We start from the raw sequence: 23621 nt of genomic DNA, 5'->3' as shown, positions 1-23621 counted from the left end.
GCGTAGTTCGGGGGCACGCTGCGCCAGGTCGATGACGGTCATGCTATCCTGATCGACTTGGGTCAAGTCCTGCATGTAGAGCACCTCACGGGCGCTACCACAGGAGGTCAAAAGGAGGCCGCCCATCAAGGCTAGGGCGTAGATCAACGTTCTCATTTGTACACTTTCAAATTATGCGGGAGCCAAAGGACAGAGGCCAATTGCCCGAGCCCAAGAGGCCTACCATAGAGCCTAAGGAAGCAGCCCCAGCAGCAGGGTAAAGGGCTGCGCACAGAGCTGCACAAAGACTCAATTCGGCTACTAAGAAAAGAAAAAAAAGGGACTTAGCCCACTTGGATGGGCTAAGTCCCTTTGTTTAAGAGTCTAGCGGGAGGGCTGAGACCTCGTGCGGCAGGTAAGCCAGCACAAGGCTCACGGCCTCGTCAAGCTACTGGCGACCCTCGGTAGCGACCTCTGGAGCGATCTTCTTGACGAGCCCCTGCAGGACGGCACCAGGCCCGACCTCGATGAAGGTCGTAGCGCCGTCGGCGACCATGGCACGCACGCTCTCCGTCCAGCGTACGGGGGCCGTGAGCTGTGCGATGAGGTTCTTCTTGATGCCATGGGTGCAGTTGACCGCGCTGGCGGGGACATTCTGATAGATGGGGCAGCGGGGCTTGTGGAACTCGGTGCCCTCGATGGCGCGCTGCAGCTCCAGGCGTGCGGGCTCCATCAGCGGAGAGTGGAAGGCCCCCCCGACGTTGAGCTTGAGGGCGCGCTTAGCACCAGCCTCCTTGAGCAGCTCGCAGGCCTTGTCGACCCCTGCGACAGTCCCCGAGATGACGAGCTGGCCGGGGCAGTTGAAGTTCGCTGCTACGACGACCTCATCCTGGATGCTGGCCACGATCTCCGTGACGCGCTCGTCAGGCAGGCCGAGGACAGCAGCCATCGTGCTGGGCTGCAGCTCACAGGCAGCCTGCATCGCCAGCGCACGCTTGGAGACCAGGCGCAGGCCATCCTCGAAGCTCAGGGCGCCAGCAGCCACAAGCGCGGAGAACTCACCCAGCGAGTGGCCAGCAACCATATCGGGCTGGAACTCGTCGCCGAGGCAGAGCGCACGGATGACAGAGTGGAGGAAGACGGCGGGCTGCGTGACCTTGGTCTGCTTCAGCTCCTCGTCCGTCCCGTCAAACATGATGTCCGTGATGCGGAAGCCGAGGATCTCGTTGGCCTTCTCGAAGAGTTCCTTCGCTAGGGGGTGGCTCTCGTAGAGCTCCTTCCCCATGCCGACGAACTGTGCGCCCTGACCGGGGAATACATAAGCTGTTTTACTCATTTACTTCTATATCTATATACCTTAATGATTGTGCTTAGACCTGCTCCAGCGCCTTGGTCAGGATATGCCAGCAGCGCTCTACCGAAGCTATGGAGACGCGCTCGTCGGGCGAATGCGGAGCGCGGATGTCGGGCCCGAAGGAGATCATATCGGCCTCGGGCATGACGCCCTGTAGGATGCCGCACTCCAGCCCAGCGTGGATGATGGTGACCTCGGGCGTCTGACCCGTGACCTCTTCGTAGGCTGTACGCAGCGTCCCGAGGATGGGCGAGGAGGCGTTGGGTGCCCAGCCGCCGTAGCCTGCCGAGTAGTCCACCTCGGCGCCAGCGAGGTTGAAGGCGCTCTCGATGGCGCCAGCGACCTCCATCTTGCGGCTATCCGAAGAGCTACGCACGAGGAAAATCGCCGAGAAGTGCCCTGCCTCCAGCAGCACACGTGCCATATTGGTCGAGGACTCGACGATGCCGGGGAACTCGGTGAGCATGCTCTGCGGGCCGTTGACGCAGGCCACCACAGCATTGATCAGCGCGTCCTGTATCTCCTCGGGGACGACCGTCGCGGGGAGCTCGGTGCGCTCCAGCGCGAGGCTGATCGACTCCTCGACGCCACGGTACTCGACGCGCAGCTGGTCGGCGAAGTCGGAGGCGAACTCCCACAGCCCATCGGCCTCAGCCTCGGGGATCGTGACCACGGCGAAGGCCTCACGGGGGATGGCATTGCGCAGCGAGCCGCCGTCGAAGCTGACGAGGCGTGCGCCGTAGCTGGCGATGGCCTCCTTGAGGAAGCGCGCCAGCTGCTTATTGGCATTGGCACGGCCGAGGATGATATCCGTCCCCGAGTGCCCGCCCTTGAGTCCCGTCAAGGCGATGCGTACAGCGATATCGCCCTCGGGGGTCGGCTCCTGATCCTTGTACTCGAGCAAGACCTTGACGTCCACTGCACCAGCGCAACCGACGAAGAGCTGCCCCTCGTCCTCGCTATCGAGGTTGATGAGGATCTGCCCTGCTGAGAAGCCGGGCTGCAGACCGTGCGCGCCGACCATACCGACCTCTTCGTCGATGGTGAAGAGGGCCTCGATCGGGCCATGGCGCAGCGTGTTGTCCGCCAGGACAGCCATCATGTAGGCTGCCCCGATGCCGTTGTCCGCGCCAAGGGTGGTATCGCGTGCCGTGACCCACTCGCCGTCGATGTAGGCGTCTATGGGGTCGGTGATGAAGTCGTGCTGCACGTGGCTATTCTTCTGTGGCACCATGTCGAGGTGCGCCTGCAGCGTCACGACGGGGCGCTGCTCCAGGCCAGGCGTAGCGGGCTTATGCACCAGCACATTCCCCACAGCATCCCGCTCGGCCTTGAGTCCAAGGCGGGCGGCCAGCGCTAGGACATAGTCCTGAGCGGCGAGGGTATGCCCCGTGGGGCGAGGGATCTGCGTCAGATCGTAGAAGTAGCCCCACACGGCGGAGGGCGCTAGGGTCTTAATCTCTGTTGCCATAGTCATTCATTATTAAGGTGTAGTATGCTCCGTGGCGAAGCGCTGGCGCACGTAGTGCCTGTTGATGATCGGGAGTGCGAGGATAGCGATGAGCCCGCAGAGCGTGATCCACAGGGTCTGTGCCGTGTGGACGATGAAGGCGAAGTCCTGTGCGGGCTGCAGGGCCATGCCGAAGGTGGTGAAGGTCGCGATGACGGCCGCATGCCAGGCGCCCATCCCTGCCTGCACGGGTACGATCACCGACATGCTGCTCAGGGCAAAGGCGATGCCTGCGACCGAGAGCGGCAGGTGCTCCGTAGCGGGGAAGGCGAAGAGGGCAAAGTAGAAGTAGCAGAAGTAGCCGATCCAGATCAGCGCCGTCAAGAGCAGGAAGCGCCCACGGTGCGGCATCTGGCGTATGCTCATCCCACCCAGCCAGAGCTGGCGGAGGAAGTGCGCCACGCGTCCCTCGGGGCGATAGCGCAGCAGCCACAGCACCAGCGCCACGCTCCCCAGCCCTAGGGCGATGAGGACGAGCATCCAGGGGCTGTGGGCAAAGGCCACCAGCGCCTCGAGCACCTCGGGGTGCTGGGCGAAGTAGTCCCTAAAGAAATCCGTGCTCGAGGCCACGATCCCCACGAGGATTAGCCCCAGCATGAGGACATCCACCAGACGGTCTACAATGAGCGTACCGAAAAGCTGCGCAAAGGGGATCTGCTCCCTGCGCTCCAGCTCGACGCAGCGCCACACTTCGCCCGAGCGGGGGATACCCATGTTCACCGTATAGGAGCCGAGGACAGTACAGATGGTATTGATACGCCGCGGGGGAGCGCCGTCGGTCGCCAGCGGCGCTACGAGCAGCTCCCAGCGGAGGCCACGACAGAGGTTGCTCATCAGGCCGAAGAGGAGGCTGAAGAAGAGTACTGGGTAGCGTACCTCGCTGCTCAGCGTCTGCCCCAGCTCCCGCCAGTCGGTCTCTCGGTAGAGTCCCCAGAAACCCAGCCCGCCGATGAGCAGCGGGATGACGATCCAGAGGATGGCCTTTGTCGTAGGATTGGTCTTCATATCTGTGTATGTGCTCTCTGCCGCGCTGGGGTCTGCTCCGAGGCGGCGGGCACACAGCTCCTTATACTATTATATATATGCCTTGGCAGAGGCAAATGTACTAAGTTTTCGCCATTCACCCCGCAGCGCCCTGCCACTACCTTTCCCGAGCCGCTCCTCCAGCGGCCACGACCCAGCGCCTCAGCCCCCCAAGACAAGACAGTCGACCAAGCCGCCCCCGAGCCTCCGCCTCGAACTCCTTCGACCCAAGCCCTCCCCTAGCCCGCCAAGCTAGGATACGCAGGACGGGAGCAAACCTAGGCTCTTCGTAATGCCGCCCCGATTGGGCTACCTTCTGCCCCTAGGGCCTAATGCAGAAGCGCTAATCAAACGCGGTGTAGCCATCCCACCCTAGGCTAAGCCCATCGCCCTGCCCTACCCGAGACAAGCCTCCCGCTATCAGGCAAGGAACCCAAGCGCCCTGCCCCAGCGCTGTGAGGGATATCAGTGACGACGCTGACTGACGTCCCTCACGCGAGCCACGGGCGCCCCTCAGAGCGCTGACTGATATCCCTCTCCCTAGCCCTCCCCCAATAGGCGCAGGAAGCTGCGGCAGGGGCAGTAGGGTTGTGCTTGGCCCAACGAGGCGAAGGCGAAGGCTCCTTACGTAGCGGGCATCCTTTCGCTAAGCCTCCCGTCTCGCCTGCGGATTTGCTCCGTCTTGGGCTGCATCGGGGGCGCTTGGGAGCGGCTTCGTCCCCCGCGGACAGCCCAAGAAGAGCATCGCGCAAGCGCAGCTCGCATGGAGCCTCGCGCTTGATCCTCAAGGTGCTAGTGGCTGACTATCGTCTAATTGTGGTATTTTAGCGCTCTACTAAAGGACTAAGTATTCACCACGATACATGCAGCAAGTAAAAGCAAAGAAAGCCCTCGGGCAGCACTTCCTCACCGACCTCAGCATCGCCGAGCGCATCGCACGCTCCCTCGAGGACTACCGTGAGCTACCTATCCTCGAGATAGGCCCGGGGATGGGTGTCCTCACCCAGTACCTCCTCGCCCTAGGCTTCGACACGCGCGTCATCGAGCTCGACCAAGAGTCCGTGGCCTACCTCGGGGAACACTTCCCCCAGCTCGAGGGCCGCATCATCTCGGGCGACTTCCTCCAGCTCCCCATAGAGGACTATATGCCCGATGGCCTCTTCAGCCTCATCGGCAACTACCCCTACAATATCTCCTCTCAGATCTTCTTCCGCCTACTCGACTACCGCGAGCGCATCCCCTACTGCGCGGGGATGCTGCAGCGCGAGGTCGCCCAGCGCCTCGCCTCACCTCCGGGCAACAAGGACTACGGCATCCTGAGCGTGCTGCTGCAGGCCTGGTACGATGTCGAGTACCTCTTCACCGTGGACGAGCACGTCTTCAATCCACCCCCCAAGGTCAAGAGCGGCGTCATCCGCCTCATCCGCAATCAGCGCCAGAGCCTCGGCTGCTCAGAGAGCCTCTTCAAGACGGTCATCAAGACGGGATTCAACCAGCGGCGCAAGACGCTACGCAATTCGCTCAAGGGACTCTTCGGGCCCGACTACGACTACAGCGACCCGATCTTCGGCAAGCGCCCCGAGCAGCTGGGCGTGGAGTCCTTCATCGACCTAACGCTACGCCTCGAGGCCCTGCAGGCTGCCCGCGGCTAGCCCATCAGCCCCGCCGCCCATCCACACACATCCGCTCAAGCTCTAGGGGGAGCAGCCCAGCGTCTAGCACGGCGCGCGGCTGCTCCCCCTAGACTTTATCCTTCCCCCTTGCCTTAGCCCGCACTCCCTCCCCTCGAGAGCGCTCCGAGAAGAAGGGCGGGGACAAGGACGGAGCTGTGTACGAAGCGTCCCAGGCTAAAGCCGACGCGTACCCCCAGCCCCCCAAGGACGCCCCTAAAGACAGCGCCCCCTGCAGTGCGAGACTGCAGGGGGCGCTGTGCATTGCCCGAGGGCAGGATCTGTTTCTCTAGCCTGGGCCTGGGCCGAGCGACGGCTAGCCGCCGAAGTCGTCGAAGAAGAGCTGCGAGCGCTCTACGCCGAGGTTCTCCAGCATCGCCTTGACGGCATTGGCCATGGGGCCAGGGCCGCACATGTAGTACTCGATATCCTCGGGAGCCTCATGATTCTTGAGGTAGTTGTCGAGGATGACCTGGTGGATGAAGCCGGTGTAGCCCGTCCAGTTGTCCTCAGGCTGAGGATCGGAGAGGGCGATATGGAAGCTGAAGTTGGGGAACTGCTTCTCGATCTCGCGGAAGTCCTCTTCGTAGAAGATCTCCTTCTTGCTACGCGCACCGTACCAGTAGGATACCTTGCGGCCCGTGTGGAGCGTGCGGAAGAGGTGGAGGATCTGCGCGCGCAGCGGTGCCATACCTGCACCACCACCGATGTAGAGCATCTCAGCATCCGTATCCTGGATATGGAAGTCCCCGTAAGGACCACTCATGCGCACCTTGTCCCCAGGCTTGAGGGAGAAGATGTAGGAGGAGGAGATCCCTGGCGAGACGTTCATCCACTTATGCGTAGCGCGGTCCATAGGAGGCGTGGCGATACGCACGTTGAGGGTGATGATGTTCCCTTCGGCAGGGTAGTTGGCCATAGAGTAGGCACGGATGGTCTCCGTGTCGTTCTTACACGTCAGGCTCCACATGTCGAAGTGATCCCAGTCCCCGCGGAACTTCTCATCAATATCGTAGTCCGAATACTTGATATCGTACTTGGGGATGGTGATCTGTGCGTAGCTACCGCTCTTGAAGTTCATGACCTCACCCTCAGGGAGCTTGACGACGAACTCCTTGATGAAGGTCGAAACGTTGCGGTTAGAGATGACCTCGCATTCCCATTCCTTGACGCCGAAGACCTCCTCGGGGACGATGACCTGCATGTCCTCCTTGACCTTGGTCTGGCAGGCTAGGCGCCAGTGCTCGGACTGCTCCTTGCGAGAGAAGAAACCCTTCTCCGTGGGGAGGATCTCACCGCCGCCCTCGACGACGCGGCAGCGGCACTGACCGCAGGCACCACCACCACCGCAGGCGCTGGAGAGGTAGATATTCTCACTCTGCAGGGTGTTCAGCAGGGTACCCCCGATGGGCACCTCAGCCTCCTTCTCCCCGTTGATGGTGAGCTTGACATTGCCCGAGGGGACGAGCTTGCTCTTAGCGACGAGCAGCACGACGACGAGCAGCAGCGTCAGCAGCAGGAAGACTGCTACGCTGATGAGTATGATGGTTGTATTCATTACTTAGAGACTTCGCTATTACATCTTGACACCCGAGAAGCTGAGGAAGGCTATACCCATCAGCGCCGTTATGATGAAGGTGATCCCTAGACCACGCAGGGGCTTGGGTACGTCCGAGTACTGAAGCTTCTCACGGATAGCTGCCATACCGACGATAGCCAGCATCCAGCCGATACCGGAGCCGAAGCCATAGACGGTAGCCTCCCCAATCGTGGGGAACTCACGCTGCTGCATGAAGAGCGAGCCCCCGAGGATAGCGCAGTTCACGGCGATCAACGGGAGGAAGATCCCCAGCGAGGCATAGAGCGAAGGACTGAAGCGCTCGACGAGCATCTCTACCAGCTGCGTGAAGGCAGCGATGACAGCGATGAAGATGATGAAGGAGAGGAAGGAGAGGTCAATGCTCGCAGCCTCAGGACCGAGCAGCCAATCGAGGGCTCCCTGCTTGAAGACCTTGGTCTCCAGAAGGTAGTTGATCGGCAGCGTGAAGGTGAGGATGAAGATGACCGCTAGTCCCAGACCAAAGGAGGTCTTTACGTTCTTCGATACCGCCAGGAACGAACACATCCCTAGGTAGTAGGCGAAGATCATATTGTCGACGAAGATCGACCGGAAGAATAAGGCTAATGTATCCATTCTTTCTTGATACTACTAGTAGGCGTGGGAGATGTTAGTTTTCCTGCAGCTCCTTGTTATAGGAGCGGTGGATCCAGATGAGGACAGCCACGGAGATGAGTGCCATCGGAGGCAGGATCATCAGGCCATTATTGACGTAGCCATGGATACCATCGGTAGCGTAGAGCGACTGAGGGATGACCTGGAAGCCCAGCAGCGTCCCCGAGCCCAGCAGCTCACGGAAGAAGCCGACGACAGCCAGCACGATGGCGTAGCCGAGGCCGTTACCGACCCCATCGAGGAAGGACTCCCAGGGACCATTACCAAGGGCGAAGGCCTCCAGACGACCCATGAGGATACAGTTGGTGATGATCAGCCCGACGAAGACGGAGAGCTGCTTGCTCACGTCGTAGGCATAGGCCTTGAGGACCTCACTGACCAGCGTCACGAGCGTAGCGGCGACCACCAGCTGTACGATGATGCGGATGCGGTTGGGGATCCCCTTACGCAGGAGCGAGATCACCACGTTGGCAAAGGCCACGACGATGGTCACCGACAGCCCCATGACGAGGGCGGGCTCCAGCTTGGAGGTCACGGCAAGGGCGGAGCAGATGCCGAGCATCTGCACCATGATGGGATTGTTCTTGCTCAGCGGACCGAGAAGGGTTTCTTTATTCTTTTTATTCCAGAGAGACATAGCTACTGCGCGTTATAGGTTTCGAGGAACTTTTGGAAGGGAGCGAGGCTATGGTGCAGCATGTCGTGGACGCCGTTGCTGGTGAGCGTACCGCCCGAGATGCCGTCGACATAGTCCTTATCGTCCACCTTCTGCCCGGGCTTGACGACAGCGATGCCCGTGAACTTGCCTTCACGGAAGAGCTGCTTGCCCTGGAATTCGGCAGAGAAGCGAGGCGTAGAGATCTCGGCACCGAGCCCTGGGGTCTCCCCAGCGTTGCCGAAGTCTGCTCCCGTGACCGTAGAGTGGTCAGCGGCGTCTACCGCGATGTAGCCCCAGATCTTATTCCACAGCCCAGCGCCATTGAGCGGCAGGACGTAGACGGTCTTACCCCCGACCTCAGCGACCCAGACGGGCAGGTCACGCTGCTCGCCCTTGGCGATGAGCTTGTAGTCGAGCTCGGTATTGGCGTTGAAGGCAGCGCTCTTACCGATCTCCCCGCCCTCGAAGGACTGGACGACCTGTCCCTCGGCGTTGACTAGGAGTTCCTTCTTGATCAGCCCCTCGTAGGTGGAGATGACGTCGGCCTTGGAGGGCGTCTGCCCGAGGGCGCGCAGGATCTGCTCCATCTTATCGATACGAGCGTTCTCCTCCTGCGAAGGCTTGAGCAGGATGTTCGCCCCAGCCAGGAAGACCGCGGCGAGGATGACCATCACGGATGCGTAGATGATCACGTATGAGTTCTTGTTTGTATCCATCGTGTGTTGCTGCTGTCTTAGTTCTTAGCTACTGCGAGGCGTGCCTTACGCTTGTTGACGTTGCGCTCTACGACGATGTAGTCGATGAGGGGAGCGAAGGTATTCATCAGCAGGATGGCGAGCATCATACCCTCAGCGTAGCCCGCATTGAGCACACGGATGAAGACGACCATGACCCCGACGAGGAAGCCATAGACCCACTTACCCGCCTCGGTGCGTGCAGCCGTCACAGGGTCGGTAGCCATGAAGACGATCCCGAAGGCGAAGCCCCCATAGAGGAGATGGTGCAGTGCCGAGACCTGCATGGCAGGCGTAGCGCCGATAGCGTTGAAGAGCGAGGCCATAGCGAAGACCCCTACCACACCCGATACCATGATCTTGTAGCTAGCGATCCCCGTGAAGATGAGGATGAGGGCACCGATGAGGATAGCCAGCGTGGAGACCTCACCCACAGAGCCGGGGAGGAAGCCCAGGAAGGCATCCCAGTCGGTGAGTGCACCGCCGAGCGTATTGTGGATGTCAGGCAGCGCGCCCTTGGCAGCAGCGATCTGCCCCAGAGGCGTAGCGCCCGAGAAGCCGTCCACGACCTTACCCTCGCCACCGAAGCCGAAGCTCGAGCCCAGGCGTACCCAGACGCTGTCGCCCGACATAGCTGCGGGGTAGGAGAAGAAGAGGAAGGCACGCGTCACCAGCGCGACGTTGAAGACATTGTAGCCCGTACCACCGAAGACCTCCTTAGCAAAGACCACAGCGAAGGCCGTAGCTACGGCGATCATCCACAGGGGCGTCTCCACGGGGATGATCATGGGGATCAGGATCCCCGTCACCAGGAAGCCCTCCTGGATCTCCTCATGCTTGAGCTGAGCGATGATGAACTCGATCCCCAGACCCACGGCGTAGGATACCACGATCTGTGGCAGTACCGAGAGGAGCCCGTAGAGGAAGGTTGCCCAGAAGCTGGACTCCTGCCCGAGGGCTATATTGTGCTGCAGCCCGATGTTGTACATCCCGAAGAGGAGGGCAGGCAGCAGGGCGAAGATCACCACGCTCATCGTGCGCTTGCTGTCTATGGCGTCATGCACATGCACGCCACGACGCTTCGAGGTCGTGTTCGGGACGAACAGGAAGGTCTCGAAGCCATCGAAGACAGACTCCAGGGCCGCGAAGCGACCACCCTTAGTGAAGGCTGGCTTGATCTTATCGATTTGTTTTCTTAAAGCGTTCAAGGTCGTTGTCCTTTAATAAGTGAAACCTGGGGGTTAGTTCATTTCCTTGTAGAGCTCATCCAGCCCCTGGCGCACGAGCTGCTGCAGGGGTATCTTGGACGTGTCCACGAACTCGCAGACCGAGAAGTCCTCGGGCGCCACCTCGTAGATACCACGGGCCTCCATATCATCGATATTGAAGGCGATGAGGCTCTTGAGTAGGAACTCAGGGTAGATGTCCATAGGGAAGACGCTGTCGTACTGACCACTCATGATCATGGCGCGACGTCCACCCTTGATACGCGCATCCAGCGCGTACTCCTTACCTGGCATCAGCCAGGAGAAGTAGGTGCGGCTCATGCTGAACTGCTTGAAGCGAGGCAGCGCCCAGCCCAGCACCTCGTGCTGATCGTCCCCCTCGGGGATGATGGTGATCTGGTCGATGCCGAAGCTCATACGATCGTGGGCCTCATCTACCTTCACCCCAGTGAAGACATCACCCTCGATGATACGCTCGTGGCTATCCTTCTTAGCTAGGCGCCCTGCGAGCACCTCATCGAAGCGTGCCCCAGGCAGCACCTTGACGTAGCCCAGCTCCTTAGCCTCCGAGCCCGTGAGGGCAATGGTGCGGGAGAAGTCTACACGACCTGTCTTGAGGAAGCGGCCGATGACCAAGAGGTCGGTAGCCTTGAGCGTCCAGACGACCTCACCCTTGTTGACAGGTGCCGTGTGATTGATCAGTACGCCGACCAGCCCTGCAGGGTGTGGACCGCGTACCTCTACGCGCTCTACCGTGCGGATGCCCGTCAGCTCACCCGTCCCGACGCCGAGGTAGACCTTACCTGGGGTCAGGCGCGTGAGCGCATCGAGCGCCAGCTGCAGTTCGTGCTCACGTCCCTTGACGAGGTAGGCGAACTTAGGCGCCAGCGGAGCCGTCAGGTTGGCCGTGACGAAGATGTCACGAGGCGTATCCAGAGGGTTAGCGATGCGGTCGTAGGGACGCTGCTTGAAGAAGCTGAACATACCACTCTCCAGCAGCAGCGACAGCAGCTGGCTGCGCTCCATGCTGAGGGCGTCAGCCGTGGCGTACTCCTTGTACTCGATGGTCGCCTCGGGGCGTACCTCTACGCTGAGTACCTTGCGCTTCTCGCCTCTGTGGACGGCGACGACCTCACCGCTGACGGGGGAGGTCAGTTTGAGCTCGGGATGAGCCTTATGTGCCAGCAGAGCTTCCCCTGCCAGCACGCGCATCCCTGGCTGAACGATCACCTTGGGGACAAAGCCCACATAGTCCTCGGGGACGACAGCGTAGGAGCTAGCTGCAGCCACTGGTGCGAGCTGTTCCTCAGGTGCCTTCCCTTTCAGATTGAGCGTGAGCCCCTTCTTTATCGTGATAATGTTCGGCATAACACGTGAATGATGAATTGTTTAGTTAAATTATTTGGATACAAAAATACGCATTCTTTAGCATATATACCTAGAGCTAGGGACGGGCTGGGGCGGAGGCGTCCTCACTTTTAGGTAAGCGCCGCCCTCGGATTAGGCGCGCTGGAGCTCCAATCTTAGTCCCCAGCTACCCCAGCCCAGCACTCCGCCAGCCTATATATAAATAAGGAGTAGCTGAGTGCCGCACCTCAGGGGAGCCCCCGCGGGCCTCGAAGTCACACCCGACAATTCACCTAGCCTCTGCTGCGAAGCGCGCCAGCCCGCCGAGGGATAAGCCTCACCCAACTGAGGGATAAGGCGCGGCGCGGCGAGAGCCTAGGGGGAGGGAGAAAAGTAATATAAGATTTAGGGAAAAGTTATATAAGAATGCGTAGAAAGTTATATAATAATCCGCCCAAAGTAATATAACTTTCCCCGCCCCGCCTTAGCTCGGACGCTCGGCTCAGCCTAGGCGGCCTCCGCTCGGGGATATCCTTCAGCCCAGCGCGCGCCCTAGAAGCGCGCGCTAAACGGCGAGGGGCAGGCGCCCCAGCCGCTAGTACTCGCTACGCGCAGACCAAAGAACAAAGCATATCCCCAAGGCAGATATGCAGGGCTACCCGTAGCTCCCACCCGTCCTCAATAGGCTGCGAATAGACAGGCAAGCCCCTCGGGGGCGACCCATCCAAAGCCCAGGGTGAGGGAAGGCTGTAAGCCTGACGGAACCCTGGGTAGAGGTCAGATATTATCAAGAAGCCCTACAGGGGCGACCCACAATACGATCGAGGACTACGGCTAGCTTAGTACTACGATGCTCCGAGCCTATTGAGGGTCGCCCCTGTAGGGCTCTGCCCTTTTGGCTGCAGCTTACCCAGGGTTTGGTCGCCCTTGCAGGGCTGCGCACCCTGGGCTTTGAGCGGGTCGCCCCTATTGGGGCTTAGCGCCGTCGGAGAGCCGTAGGCAAGCAGCCGAACAAGCACCTCCCTACACTCTTGCCTCCCAAGGCTAGCATAGAGGAGCCCCCACAGACACCGAGCCTAGGCTGTTCCCCCTAAGCTCCTGCCTCTAAGGCTAGCACAGAGGAGCCCCCCACAGACACCGAGCCAAGGCTGTTCCCCCTAAGCTCCCGCCTCTAAGGCTAGCACAGAGGAGCCCCCCACAGACACCGGGTCAAGGGAATATTCCAGCCTGAGTACCACTAGGTGCACAGCAGAGGCGGGGCGGGACACTCGGCGGCGCTTTGCGAGATCCTCACTACCTTTGCGTTATGGCGAAGAAAAAGACCATTTACCACTGCGCAGAGTGCGGAGCCCAGTACCCCAAGTGGCAGGGCTACTGCTCGCAGTGCGGCACGTGGAACAGCATAGAGGAGGAAGAGATCGTCGTCAGCAAGAAGGACGCCGCCCCTGGCTACAGCCCCAAGGCAGTTCCCAGCGCGCGCCCCGTACGTCTAGCGGACATCCAGCACCGCGAGGAGCTGCGTATCGACATGGGCGACCCCGAGCTGAACCGCGTCCTCGGCGGCGGGCTCGTCGAGGGCGCCTTCGTCCTCATCGGGGGCGAGCCCGGCATCGGGAAGTCCACGCTGGTGCTGCAGACCGTCCTCAGGCTACCGCTACGCACCCTCTACGTCTCGGGCGAAGAGAGCCTCAACCAGCTCAAGATGCGCGCCGACCGCATCGGCGGCGGTAGCGGTGACGACATGATGATCTATGCCGAGACGAGCCTAGAGAAGATCCTCCACACTGCCGAGGAGCTGCAGCCCGACCTCCTCGTCATAGACTCCATACAGACCATACAGACCGAGCTCAGCGAGAGCTCCCCAGGCAGCGTCTCGCAGATCCGCGAGTGCGCCACCGCCCTGCTCAAGTACTGCAAGACCGAGGGCGTACCCGTCATCGTCATCGGCCATATCACCAAGGAGGGCAGCATCGCAGGGCCCAAGGTACTCGAGCACACGGTGGACGTGGTGCTGCAGTTCGACGGCGACAAGCACTACATGTACCGCATCCTGCGCGGGCAGAAGAACCGCTTCGGCAGCACCGCCGAGCTGGGTATCTACGAGATGCGCCAGACGGGTCTGCGCCCCGTGGAGAATCCCTCCGAGCACCTGATGACCAGCTCCGACATGCGCCTCAGTGGCGTGGCCGTCGCGGCCGCTATGGAGGGCGTGCGCCCCTTCCTCATCGAGACGCAGGCACTGGTCAGCTCGGCCGTCTACGCTACCCCTCAGCGCTCCTCGACCGGCTTCGACACCAAGCGCATGAACATGCTGCTGGCCGTGCTGGAGAAGCGTGCGGGCTTCAAGCTCATACAGAAGGACGTCTTCCTCAACATCGCTGGCGGCATACGCCTCAGCGACCCCGCCAGCGACCTAGCCGTCATCACGGCCGTCCTCTCCTCTAGCCTCGACCTAGCGCTCCCCGAGGGTGTCTGCCTCACGGGCGAAGTCGGGCTGTCGGGCGAGGTGCGTCCCGTGGCGCGCATCGAGCAGCGTATCCTCGAGGCCGAGCGCATCGGCTTCCGCGCCATCCTACTGCCCGAGGGCAACCTCAGCCACATCGCCGACGCCCCAGGGCGCAAGATCCGCCTCATCGGGGTCAAGACCGTAGAGGAGGCCTTCCGCCTGCTCTTCCGCCGTCAGCCCGCCGAGACCGACGCCCCCTAGACCCTATAGACACATCACTCATTATATATACGAAGATGAAGATACAGACCTCTAGCCTCAGACGGGTAGCAGGCATCGCCCTCGCTTCCCTTGGCCTCCTCCTCGGCGCAGCGCCCCTCGCGGCGGCGCCTGCCGACAGCCTCCGTCTGATCCCACGTCCCGCCTCCATCACCTGGGGTGCAGGGCACGCTCAGCTCCCCGAGACGCTCACCGTCTCGCCCCTACTGCCTCAGGTCATCCAGACCCAACTCCGCCAGCAGGCGGGGCTCAAGGTCAAGGCCACGACCAAGGCACCCCTGCTCTCCGTGCGCCTCGATAGGCGTCTCTCGGGACGCGAGGCCTACCGCCTCAGCGTCGGCCCGCGCGGCATGCAGCTGCTGGCCAGAGACAGCAGCGGCCTCCTGCAGGGCGGACAGACGCTGCTGCAGCTGGTCGGGCAGTACGGACGCCGCCTGCCGCAGCTCTCCATCACGGACTCGGCACGCTTCGCCTGGCGCGGTATCATGCTCGACGTATCGCGCCACTTCATGTCCGTCAACTTCATCATCCAGCTGCTGGATGAGATGGCGCGCTACAAGATGAACCGCTTCCACTGGCACCTGGTCGATGGCGGCGGCTGGCGCTTCCCCTCGGACAAGTACCCCCTGCTGACGAAGAAGGCCGCCTGGCGCACCCTGGCTGACTGGGACAGCTGGTGGCAGCATGACCGCCGCTTCTTCGATGAAGGCACTCCTGGAGCCTACGGCGGCGCCTACACCAAGGACGACATCCGCCGCGTCGTAGCCCATGCCGCCCGCCTCGGCATCACCGTCGTCCCCGAGATCGAGCTGCCGGGACACAGCAACGAGCTGCCAGCCGCCTACCCCGAGCTGACCTGTAAGGGCAAGTGGGCCTTCGACGCTACCGACGTCTGCATCGGGCGGGAGAGTACCTTCCGCTTCTTCGAGGATATCCTCGACGAGGTGCTGGAGCTCTTCCCCTCCTACTACATCCACATCGGTGGCGACGAGGCCGCGATGAACCACTGGGGTAGCTGCCCCGACTGCCGCGCCCGTATGAAGCAGGAGGGCCTCAAGGACGAGCACGAGCTGCAGAGCTACATGATACGCCGCATCGAGCGCTACCTCAACGGCAAGGGACGTCAGCTCATCGGCTGGGACGAGATCCTGATGGGCGGCCTCGCCCCCAACGCTGCCGTCATGAGCTGGCGCGGTGAGGAGGGCGGTATCACCGCGGCCAAGGCGGGACACAAGGTCGTCATGACCCCAGGCAACTACGTCTACCTCGACTTCTACCAGCGGGAGAGCAAGGGTGAGCCCCGTGCCATCGGTGGCTTCACTCCGCTGGAGAAGACCTATTCCTACAACCCCATGCCCACCGTCCTCAGCCCCGCCCAGCAGCAGTACATCCTCGGCGTGCAGGGCAACCTCTGGACGGAGTACGTCCAGGACGAGCAGCACGCTGCCTACATGCTCTTCCCTCGTCTGCTGGCTATCGCCGAGATCGGCTGGACGCCGCAGGCTGAGCGCAGCTACCCCGACTTCCTACGCCGCGTGGCCGCCCAGCTGCCTGCACTGAAGGCCAGAGGCATCAACAGCTACCCGCTGAAGCGTATCGCCGTCTACAGCGAGATCGACACCGCACGCCGTGAGGTAGCGCTGCGCCTCTCCAGCGAGCAGCCCACGGCTGAGATCCGCTACTCCACCGACGGCAGTATGCCCACGGCCTCCTCGCGCCTCTATACTGGGGAGCGCATCACTTCGCGCGACTCCATCCTACTGGTGGCACGCCTCTTCAAGGACGGTAAGCCGCTGGACTTCCCCGAGGTCAGCTACCGCACGGACTATCACCTCGGCATCGGCAAGCCCATCTACTACAATGAGGGCTGCCAGTGGAACCCCAAGTACCCCGCAGGCGGCGCCCGCGCTCTCGTCGACGGCCTGCGCGGCACGCCGACCTACCTCGATGGCCTCTGGCAGGGCTTCACCATGCCGCTGGATGTGACCGTCGACCTTGGGGATACGAAGGCGCTACGGCATGTCTTCGCCAAGTTCATGCAGGAGAAGATGCAGTGGGTCTATATGCCGCACCACGTCGAGCTCCTGCTCAGTGACGACGGGACGAACTGGCGTAGCCTCGGCCAGCGCGTGACGACGACCGACGACGGGGACTTCCTCCCGAGCTTCGAGACCTTCTCCTTCCCCATCGCCGAGCGGGCTCGCTACGTACGCGTCAAGGCCGCTAACCAGCGCTCCGCAGGGCACTTCATCTTCCTCGACGAGCTGGTCATCCAGTAGCCCCAGGGCTATGTGGGCTTTTTAGCCTAATTTTGCCCTATACATAGGTATTAGTGTGGAGGCAGGTCGAGGTCAACGCCTCAGCCTGCCTCCTTCTTCATCCGAGACCAATGACACAAAGGACAGAGCTCTCCGAGGCCCTCTTCGAGCGCGCCTCACAGTATATCCCCGGCGGGGTCAATAGCCCCGTGCGCGCCTTCCGCTCGGTAGGCCTGACACCGCGCTACATAGATCACGGCAAGGGGGCACACATCTACGACGTCGATGGTAACGAGTACATCGACTACATCTCCTCCTGGGGGCCCCTGCTGCTAGGGCACGCCTATCCGCCCATCCTCGAGGCCATCGAGCGCGAGCTGCACCGCGGCACCAGCTACGGCGCCTGCAATGCCCGCGAGGTCGAGATGGCCGAGCTGATCTGCACGCAGTTCTTCCCCTCCGTGGAGCGCGTACGCATGGTGAACTCGGGTACAGAGGCTACGATGAGCGCAGTGCGTCTAGCGCGTGGCTTCACGGGCAGGGACAAGATCCTGAAGTTCGAAGGCTGCTATCACGGGCACGCCGACAGCTTCCTCATCTCTGCAGGCTCGGGGCTGGCGACCTTCGGCCAGACCTCTAGCGCGGGCGTCACCGCCCACACGGCAGAGGACACACTGGTCGCTCAGTACAATGATCTGGAGAGCGTCGTCGCGGTGCTCGAGGCGCACCGCGACGAGGTCGCTGCCGTCATCCTCGAGCCCATCATGGGTAATATGGGGCTCATCCCCCCCCAGCCGGGCTTCCTCCAGGGGCTACGTCAGCTCACCGAAGAGGAGGGCATCCTGCTGATCTTCGACGAGGTGATCAGCGGCTTCCGCGCAGCACGCGGCGGGGCGCAGGAGCTCTACGGCATACGCCCCGACCTGACGTGCCTCGGGAAGATCATCGGCGGTGGGCTCCCTGTGGGCGCCTTCGGTGGTCGCGCAGACATTATGGATAGGCTTGCCCCGCTGGGGGATGTCTATCAGGCAGGGACGCTCTCGGGCAACCCACTGGCTCTGGCGGCTGGCATCACGATGCTGCGTGAGCTCGCTGCCCCCAACTTCTACGAGCGTCTGGAGGCTCAGGGCGTCGCCTTCGAAGCCCGCATCCGCCCCATCCTCGAGCGCTACAGCGATCGGCTGAGCTACAATCGCGTGGGCTCGCTCTCGACCATCTTCTTCCGTCCTGGCGGCGTCCGAAGCAACGCCGAGGCTCGGGAGAGCAACACCGAGACCTATGCGCGCTACTTCCGCGGCATGATCGCCCGCGGCATCTACCTACCGCCCTCCCAGTACGAATGTATCTTCCTCTCGATGGCGCACAGTGCTGAGGACTTCGACCGCACGGCCTCGGCCATGGACGAGGTACTGCGTGAGGTGCTGGGCTAGCCAAGAGACATCACCCCGACACTTAGACCCTAAGGATGCAATATACCTGCTATACCCTCAGCGTCGTCCATCGTCCGGAGACGCTCGAGACGGAGGTCCTCTTCGATCTCCTAGCCTCGGAGCTCGCCTCCGTAGGCTTCGACAGCTTCGACAGCCAGGACGGCGAGCACCTGCTGGCCTATATCCCCACCGCACTCATCGAGGGCAACGAGGCCCTCACCGAGCTACTCTCGACGCCCATCCTCGAGGGTGTGGAGCTCAGCTACAGCAGCGAGCAGATGCCCGACATCAACTGGAATGAGGAGTGGGAGAAGCACTACTTCCAGCCCATCGTACTGGGCGAGGAGGCCTGCCTCATACGTGCCCCCTTCCACGCACCCCGTCCTGAGATCCCGCTGGAGGTCATCATCGAGCCCAAGATGGCCTTCGGCACAGGCAACCACGAGACCACTGCGCTGGTCGGCAGCTGGCTGCTGGAGCACGATCTCACGGGGCTGCGGGTGCTGGACATGGGCTGCGGCACCGGCATCCTCGGCATCATCGCCCTGAAGCGCGGCGCCCGTCACCTCACCGCCATCGACATCGATCCCTGGGCCTACGACAACGTCCAGGAGAACGCCCAGCTCAGTGGCGTCACCATCCAGGAGATGATCTGTGGCGACGCCTCCAGCCTCGAGGGCAAGGCGCCCTACGACCTGATCCTGGCGAACATCACCCGCAACATCCTCCTGGAGGATATGCCCCGCTACCGTGCCGTCATGGCCCCAGGGGCACGCCTCGTCCTCAGCGGCTTCTACGAGGAGGACGCTCCGCAGCTCATCGCCCGCGGCGCGGAGCTCGGCCTCAGCCTCGTCTCCCAGCACAGCCGCCAGCGCTGGACCTCTCTGGAGCTACAACTCGCCTAAGCCCTAGCCCTAGGGTGACTCCTCTCGGAGCTTGCTCTAGGGTCTCTCTCACCCCTATAGCCACACGACAGCTATGACACATCAGTACTACCGACTCTGCACCCTCGCCCTCGGGCTCCTAGCCCTAGGCAGCACCGCCCAGGCACAGCGCAAGGCCAGCACGAAGCAGGCCACACATCAGGTCACCCCACAGCACGGCCGCCCGCGCCTGGTGGTGACGATGATGGTCGACCAGATGACCTGGGACTATCTCTACCGCTATCAAGCGCGCTTCGTCGAGGGCGGCTTCAAGCGCCTACTTACCCAGGGCTTCAACTGCGAGAATACCCGCATCAACTACCTGCCCAGCGTCACCGCCATCGGGCATAGCTCCGTGCACACGGGCAGCGTACCCGCCATCCACGGCATCGCGGGCAATGACTTCGTCAAGGACAACGCCCCCATCTACTGCACACAGGACCGCAGCGTCACCACCGTCGGCGCGCCCAACGGCAAGAGCGGGCAGATGTCGCCCCGCAACCTCCTCTCCACCACCATCGCCGACGAGCTGCGCATCGCCTCCAACTTCCGCAGCAAGACCATAGGCGTAGCCATCAAGGACCGTGCCTCCATCTTGCCCGCAGGCCACACGGCCAACGGGGTCTACTGGCTGGACGATGCTACGGGCAACTTCATCACCAGCAGCTACTACATGCAGGAGCTGCCCGAGTGGGTCAAGCGCTTCAACGAGCGTGACCGCATCACCGCCCTCTTGAAGGACGACTGGCACCCGCTCTTCCCCATCGACAGCTATAAGCAGAGCTCGCCCGACCTGAACAACTACGAGAATCCCTGGGGTAAGCAGGGCGAGGTGCCCCCTACCCTACCGCTGCCCACGGCAAGGCTGCTGCAGGAGCAGGGCAAGGGCGTCATCCGCACCACGCCCTTTGGCAATACGCTGACCTTCGAGATGGCCAAGGCTGCCATCGAGGGCGAGCAGCTGGGCAGCCGTCCTGAGGAGACGGACTTCCTGGCCATGAGCCACTCCGCCACCGACTACGTAGGGCACCACTACGGCACCTTCGCCATCGAGACGGAGGACACCTACCTGCGTCTGGACCGCGACCTGGCGGACTTCCTCAGCTATCTGGACCAGCGCGTGGGTAAGGACGGCTACGTCTTCGTCCTGACGGCAGACCACGCCGCGGGGCACAACCTCACCTTCGAGCAGGAGCATAAGCTCCCCGGCAGCGGCCTGCGCACCGACCGCGCCCTCAAGATCGCCGACTCTACGGCGCGTGCCTTCACAGGGCAGAATCTAGCACTGGTCACCCGCGTGGCCAACTATCAGGTCTTCTTCAACAATCCTCGCATCGACTCCCTCGGCATCGATCGCATGGCCCTGATCCGTGCCGTCAGCTCCGCGCTGCGCGAGCGTCTGCCGGGGGCAGCCTTCGTCATCCCCGCCGAGGAGGCGCAGCTGGCGACCGCCCCACAGGCTATCCGCGAGCGTGTCATCAACGGCTACCGCAAGGGCCGCAGCGGGGAGATCTTCATCGTCGCTGATCCAGGCTGGTACGCCCGCAGCAGTGGCAAGCGCGCCCTCGGCACCAGCCACGGCGTCTGGTCACCCTACGACACGCACATCCCGCTGATCTTCATGGGCCGCGGCATCCGCCCTGGGCACCTCTACCGCGAGACCTACATCACCGACATCGCCGCTACGCTGGCGGCGCTGCTCAAGACGCAGTACCCCTCGGGCTGCATCGGTCATCCCATCACGGAGGCCTTCGCGGGACACTAGCCCGAGGCTAGCCCCACCCAAGTACAAATAAAGCGCTGCGGCTGACTGCCCCCTCTCGAGAGGGGAGCGGTCAGCCGCAGCGCTTTTGGTCTATCTAGGGGAAGAGCTCCGCCGCTAGACCCTCACCGCGGGGCTAAGGTCTAGCGGCAGTAGCCCGACTAGAGCTGGTAGCGAAGCGTCACGAGCGCGTTGGTAGGCTCGGCAGGCATCAGCTGCGTGCCCAGCGTGGAGGCCCAGGACTTCGTCCCGAGGACGTTGCGTACCTGCAGCTCGAGGCTGATGCCGTAGGGCAGACGGTAGCTAGCCCCGAGGTCGAGCTGCGTCGTGGGGTCGAGCGTGCGGCCCGCGCCTACGTTGTAGTACATCTCACTGCGGTAGGTCAGGCTGTAGTTGAGCCCGAGGCCACGCAGGGCACCGCGCTGCAGCTCATAGCCCCCGTAGGTGTAGAGGGTATGCTTAGGCACCCAGGCCAGCGGCGTGCCCTTCTTGATGTTGAAGAGCTTGCTGACGGGCGTCTCATTGACGTCGGCGATGGCAGCATCCGTGTAGCCGTAGCCTGCGCTGAGGCTCAGGCCAGCGGCGGGACGCAACGTAGCCTCGGCCTCGAAGCCCTTGCTCTCGGTCGCACCGATCTGTGCCGAGACGTTGTAGCGCCTAGCCGCGCCAGCCACCTGCTCGGTCTGCGTCGTGCGCACGACTTCGTTCTCCTGACGGATGAAGTAGCCCGCGAGGTTTAGGTCAAGGACTTCGCCGAGGGTGTACTTGGCGCCCAGCTCGGCCTGATAGCCGCGGCGAGGCTCGAAGTAGTAGCCATTGCGGCGCTCGGTGACGGCCTGTCCCGCCTTGTCATAGAAGCGCTGCGTCGCGGGGTTGAAGGTCAGCGTCTGGTCGGGAGCGAAGAAGCTACCGATCGAGCCGTAGAAGCTCAGCGACTCCGTGGGCAACCATACCAGCCCACCACGATAGCTCAGCTCCTGAGGGCTCACCGAGAGCCACTGGTCGTCCTTGACGGCCTCGTGACGGCGCTCGCCATTGATGGTCGCCATGCGGCCCTTGGTGCTCTTGTAGCTATAGAGGTCGTAGCGCAGGGCGAGCATGGCCTTGAGCTGAGGCGTCAGCTCGACGACGTCGCTCAGCGAGAAGCCGTGCACCCAGGTGCGGTTGGGGCTGGCCTGGCTGAACTTGCTCATTAGCCCACCGTTGAAGTCAGGGTTGAGGACGCGCCCCTGGGGGTAGACGACTTTGCCCGCAGCGTCGATGCTACGCGAGGGACCCCAGATGTCATCATCGTTGTAGCCCGAGTAGCTCGTGCGGTGCATGTAGGTCGTGCTGTAGCCCAGACGCAGGTTGTTGACGATGGAGCCGAGGGTGAAGCTGCCCGTCAGGTCTAGCGTGTTCTGCATGATCTGCGTGATGTGGGAGAAGCGCAGGTTGCTGTCGTAGATCAGGTGATCTAGGTCGTAGTAGGTCTTCGTCCCGTCGGCGGCCTTGCTGTAGTAGCCGTACTTAGCGCCTGCCGTGCGGCTCGTAGGCCAGCTCATCGTCTCGGTGCTGAAGTAGTCAATGTCGTCGTAGCTGCCGGAGAGGTAGTCGGAGAGACGCCAGCCCGAGCCGAAGTTGTAGGTCCACTTGAGCGAGGCATTAGCGCCGCTGTGGTACATGAAGTCCGACTGGTCATTGTAGCGCCAGCTGCGGTCGAGCCCAGGGCGCAGCTCGTCCTTACGGGCGAAGAGCTGGTCATCACTCACGCGGTACATATCGGCTGGCATCAGTGCGGGCAGCCCCGTCTCCGTACCGAAGTAGTCGTAGAAGCCCTCCAGGCGGAGGACGAAGCTATGTGCGCCCGTCGTGTAGCTCAGCGCCGTGAAGAGGCTATTCTGCGTATCCTGGGTGTGGCGCCACTGGTCGCCGCCCGCGTGGAAGCCCCCAGCATAGATATTGAGCCCACGCGCCAGCTGGCCGCCTGCATGCACGCCGAGGTCGTAGTAGCCGAGGCTGCCGTAGCGGAGGTGTGCCCCCAGGGTGAGGCTATCGCTCGGGGCGCGACGCACGACGTTGATAATCCCCCCAGCATTGGCATAGCCATAGAGGACAGAGGCGGGACCCTTGAGGACCTCGATGCGCTCTACATTGTAGAGGTTGACGAAGGGATTGGAGTTGACCATGGAGCGCTCGTCACGCACGCCGTCGACCATATAGACAGCGCGGTTGAAGCCACGGACGGCGATCTCGTTGAAGGCCCCATAGCTCTTGCGGTTCTGCACCGCGGGGGTGAAGCGCAGGGCGTCCCCGAGCTGCGTGATGGCACGCTGCTGGAGCATCAGGCCTGAGACCTTATTGATCGTCATCGGCACCTTGCGCTCGGGCACGCCCAGCGGGTTGATGCTGACCTCCTGACGCGCACGCGCCGTGATCAGCACGCTATCAATGTGGCGGATGGAGTCAGCGAAGGTGGGATGCCCTGCAGCAGAGGCCACACCCGTTGCCCCCACAAAGAGCAGGAGCGAAGTCGTAAGACTTTTCATAGAGGAAATTAAATGAGTTAATGCCTATTTAAGGCTTTGGTTATCACCAAGGCAGTGTCTGTCCTGCCCTAGCGGCCACAAAGATACGAAACAAAGCCGAGCCCACGAGCTTAGGGCTCAGAGCACCTTTGCCTAAGGGTACTGCAGCAGCCCTTGCCTGAGCCTCGAGCTGCCCCGCCCGAGGCCCCAGCGAGCTGGGAGCTAGCCCCCAGCTCCGTGAGGGATATCCGTCAGCACGCTGAGAGCCGTCAGTCAGGAAGC

16 protein-coding genes are annotated in these 23621 nt (G+C 62.2%); 6 read left to right on the top strand and 10 right to left on the bottom strand.

What is annotated here, in order from left to right; all coding sequences use genetic code 11:
- Window positions 1–427 precede the first annotated feature (427 nt).
- From fabD to Q0248_RS02475, 3 genes are read right to left on the bottom strand one after another with little or no spacing between them, the layout of a single operon-like run.
- A complete protein-coding gene (fabD, locus tag Q0248_RS02485; RefSeq protein ID WP_299319336.1) occupies window positions 428–1315 on the bottom strand; it encodes an ACP S-malonyltransferase in 888 nt (295 codons plus the stop codon).
- A gap of 34 nt (window positions 1316–1349) precedes the next feature.
- Entirely contained in the window at window positions 1350–2804 is a 1455-nt protein-coding gene (locus tag Q0248_RS02480) for an aminoacyl-histidine dipeptidase (RefSeq protein WP_299319334.1), read from the bottom strand.
- A 12-nt stretch (window positions 2805–2816) separates the two neighbouring features.
- Window positions 2817–3848, bottom strand: coding sequence for a lysylphosphatidylglycerol synthase transmembrane domain-containing protein (locus Q0248_RS02475; RefSeq protein ID WP_299319331.1), 1032 nt, complete (start codon window positions 3846–3848; stop codon window positions 2817–2819).
- A gap of 881 nt (window positions 3849–4729) precedes the next feature.
- Between Q0248_RS02475 and rsmA the strand changes: the two genes are divergently transcribed.
- Window positions 4730–5518, top strand: a complete 789-nt coding sequence (gene rsmA, locus Q0248_RS02470; protein WP_299319328.1) for a 16S rRNA (adenine(1518)-N(6)/adenine(1519)-N(6))-dimethyltransferase RsmA — start codon at window positions 4730–4732, stop codon at window positions 5516–5518.
- A 334-nt stretch (window positions 5519–5852) separates the two neighbouring features.
- Here rsmA and nqrF read toward each other — a convergent pair whose 3' ends face one another.
- From nqrF to Q0248_RS02440, 6 genes are read right to left on the bottom strand one after another with little or no spacing between them, the layout of a single operon-like run.
- Window positions 5853–7094, bottom strand: a complete 1242-nt coding sequence (nqrF, locus tag Q0248_RS02465; protein WP_299319326.1) for an NADH:ubiquinone reductase (Na(+)-transporting) subunit F — start codon at window positions 7092–7094, stop codon at window positions 5853–5855.
- Between the two features lie 18 nt (window positions 7095–7112).
- Window positions 7113–7730 carry an NADH:ubiquinone reductase (Na(+)-transporting) subunit E gene (nqrE, locus tag Q0248_RS02460; protein WP_299319323.1) on the bottom strand — a complete coding sequence of 206 codons (618 nt, stop codon included), beginning with the start codon at window positions 7728–7730 and terminating at the stop codon, window positions 7113–7115.
- 34 nt (window positions 7731–7764) lie between these two features.
- Complete coding sequence (nqrD, locus tag Q0248_RS02455; protein ID WP_299319320.1) at window positions 7765–8406, bottom strand: NADH:ubiquinone reductase (Na(+)-transporting) subunit D; 642 nt, start codon at window positions 8404–8406, stop codon at window positions 7765–7767.
- Between the two features lie 2 nt (window positions 8407–8408).
- Window positions 8409–9143 (bottom strand): NADH:ubiquinone reductase (Na(+)-transporting) subunit C, encoded by a 735-nt coding sequence (gene nqrC, locus Q0248_RS02450; protein WP_299319318.1) that lies wholly within the window; start codon window positions 9141–9143, stop codon window positions 8409–8411.
- Between the two features lie 17 nt (window positions 9144–9160).
- A complete protein-coding gene (locus tag Q0248_RS02445) occupies window positions 9161–10369 on the bottom strand; it encodes an NADH:ubiquinone reductase (Na(+)-transporting) subunit B (RefSeq protein ID WP_299319316.1) in 1209 nt (402 codons plus the stop codon).
- A gap of 33 nt (window positions 10370–10402) precedes the next feature.
- A complete protein-coding gene (locus tag Q0248_RS02440) occupies window positions 10403–11755 on the bottom strand; it encodes a Na(+)-translocating NADH-quinone reductase subunit A (RefSeq protein WP_299319313.1) in 1353 nt (450 codons plus the stop codon).
- A gap of 1285 nt (window positions 11756–13040) precedes the next feature.
- Here Q0248_RS02440 and radA point away from each other — a divergent pair.
- From radA to pafA, 5 genes are all read left to right on the top strand, one after another.
- Entirely contained in the window at window positions 13041–14441 is a 1401-nt protein-coding gene (gene radA, locus Q0248_RS02435; RefSeq protein ID WP_299319310.1) for a DNA repair protein RadA, read from the top strand.
- Between the two features lie 35 nt (window positions 14442–14476).
- Window positions 14477–16738 carry a family 20 glycosylhydrolase gene (locus Q0248_RS02430; RefSeq protein WP_299319308.1) on the top strand — a complete coding sequence of 754 codons (2262 nt, stop codon included), beginning with the start codon at window positions 14477–14479 and terminating at the stop codon, window positions 16736–16738.
- Window positions 16739–16848: 110 nt separating this feature from the next.
- The gene (gene hemL, locus Q0248_RS02425) at window positions 16849–18147 is read left to right on the top strand and encodes a glutamate-1-semialdehyde 2,1-aminomutase (protein WP_299319306.1); all 1299 of its coding nucleotides are present in this window, start codon (window positions 16849–16851) and stop codon (window positions 18145–18147) included.
- A gap of 35 nt (window positions 18148–18182) precedes the next feature.
- Window positions 18183–19052, top strand: a complete 870-nt coding sequence (gene prmA, locus Q0248_RS02420; RefSeq protein ID WP_299319304.1) for a 50S ribosomal protein L11 methyltransferase — start codon at window positions 18183–18185, stop codon at window positions 19050–19052.
- A 73-nt stretch (window positions 19053–19125) separates the two neighbouring features.
- Window positions 19126–20835, top strand: coding sequence for an alkaline phosphatase PafA (gene pafA, locus Q0248_RS02415; protein ID WP_299319302.1), 1710 nt, complete (start codon window positions 19126–19128; stop codon window positions 20833–20835).
- A gap of 158 nt (window positions 20836–20993) precedes the next feature.
- Here the strand turns inward: pafA and Q0248_RS02410 are convergent, their stop codons facing one another.
- Entirely contained in the window at window positions 20994–23360 is a 2367-nt protein-coding gene (locus Q0248_RS02410) for a TonB-dependent receptor (RefSeq protein WP_299319301.1), read from the bottom strand.
- Window positions 23361–23621 lie beyond the last annotated feature (261 nt).

It is taken from the genome of uncultured Porphyromonas sp., from assembly GCF_938046015.1.
Lineage (GTDB): Bacteria > Bacteroidota > Bacteroidia > Bacteroidales > Porphyromonadaceae > Porphyromonas.
Note: the sequence above shows the minus strand (reverse complement) of the source record. Positions and strands in the feature narration are given on the sequence as shown.

Coding starts and splice junctions, on each gene's coding strand:
- fabD (WP_299319336.1), bottom strand. CDS start 1,315: ATGAGTAAAACAGCTTATGTATTCCCCGGTCAGGGCGCACAGTTCGTC.
- Q0248_RS02480 (WP_299319334.1), bottom strand. CDS start 2,804: ATGGCAACAGAGATTAAGACCCTAGCGCCCTCCGCCGTGTGGGGCTAC.
- Q0248_RS02475 (WP_299319331.1), bottom strand. CDS start 3,848: ATGAAGACCAATCCTACGACAAAGGCCATCCTCTGGATCGTCATCCCG.
- rsmA (WP_299319328.1), top strand. CDS start 4,730: ATGCAGCAAGTAAAAGCAAAGAAAGCCCTCGGGCAGCACTTCCTCACC.
- nqrF (WP_299319326.1), bottom strand. CDS start 7,094: ATGAATACAACCATCATACTCATCAGCGTAGCAGTCTTCCTGCTGCTG.
- nqrE (WP_299319323.1), bottom strand. CDS start 7,730: ATGGATACATTAGCCTTATTCTTCCGGTCGATCTTCGTCGACAATATG.
- nqrD (WP_299319320.1), bottom strand. CDS start 8,406: ATGTCTCTCTGGAATAAAAAGAATAAAGAAACCCTTCTCGGTCCGCTG.
- nqrC (WP_299319318.1), bottom strand. CDS start 9,143: ATGGATACAAACAAGAACTCATACGTGATCATCTACGCATCCGTGATG.
- Q0248_RS02440 (WP_299319313.1), bottom strand. CDS start 11,755: ATGCCGAACATTATCACGATAAAGAAGGGGCTCACGCTCAATCTGAAA.
- radA (WP_299319310.1), top strand. CDS start 13,041: ATGGCGAAGAAAAAGACCATTTACCACTGCGCAGAGTGCGGAGCCCAG.
- Q0248_RS02430 (WP_299319308.1), top strand. CDS start 14,477: ATGAAGATACAGACCTCTAGCCTCAGACGGGTAGCAGGCATCGCCCTC.
- hemL (WP_299319306.1), top strand. CDS start 16,849: ATGACACAAAGGACAGAGCTCTCCGAGGCCCTCTTCGAGCGCGCCTCA.
- prmA (WP_299319304.1), top strand. CDS start 18,183: ATGCAATATACCTGCTATACCCTCAGCGTCGTCCATCGTCCGGAGACG.
- pafA (WP_299319302.1), top strand. CDS start 19,126: ATGACACATCAGTACTACCGACTCTGCACCCTCGCCCTCGGGCTCCTA.
- Q0248_RS02410 (WP_299319301.1), bottom strand. CDS start 23,360: ATGAAAAGTCTTACGACTTCGCTCCTGCTCTTTGTGGGGGCAACGGGT.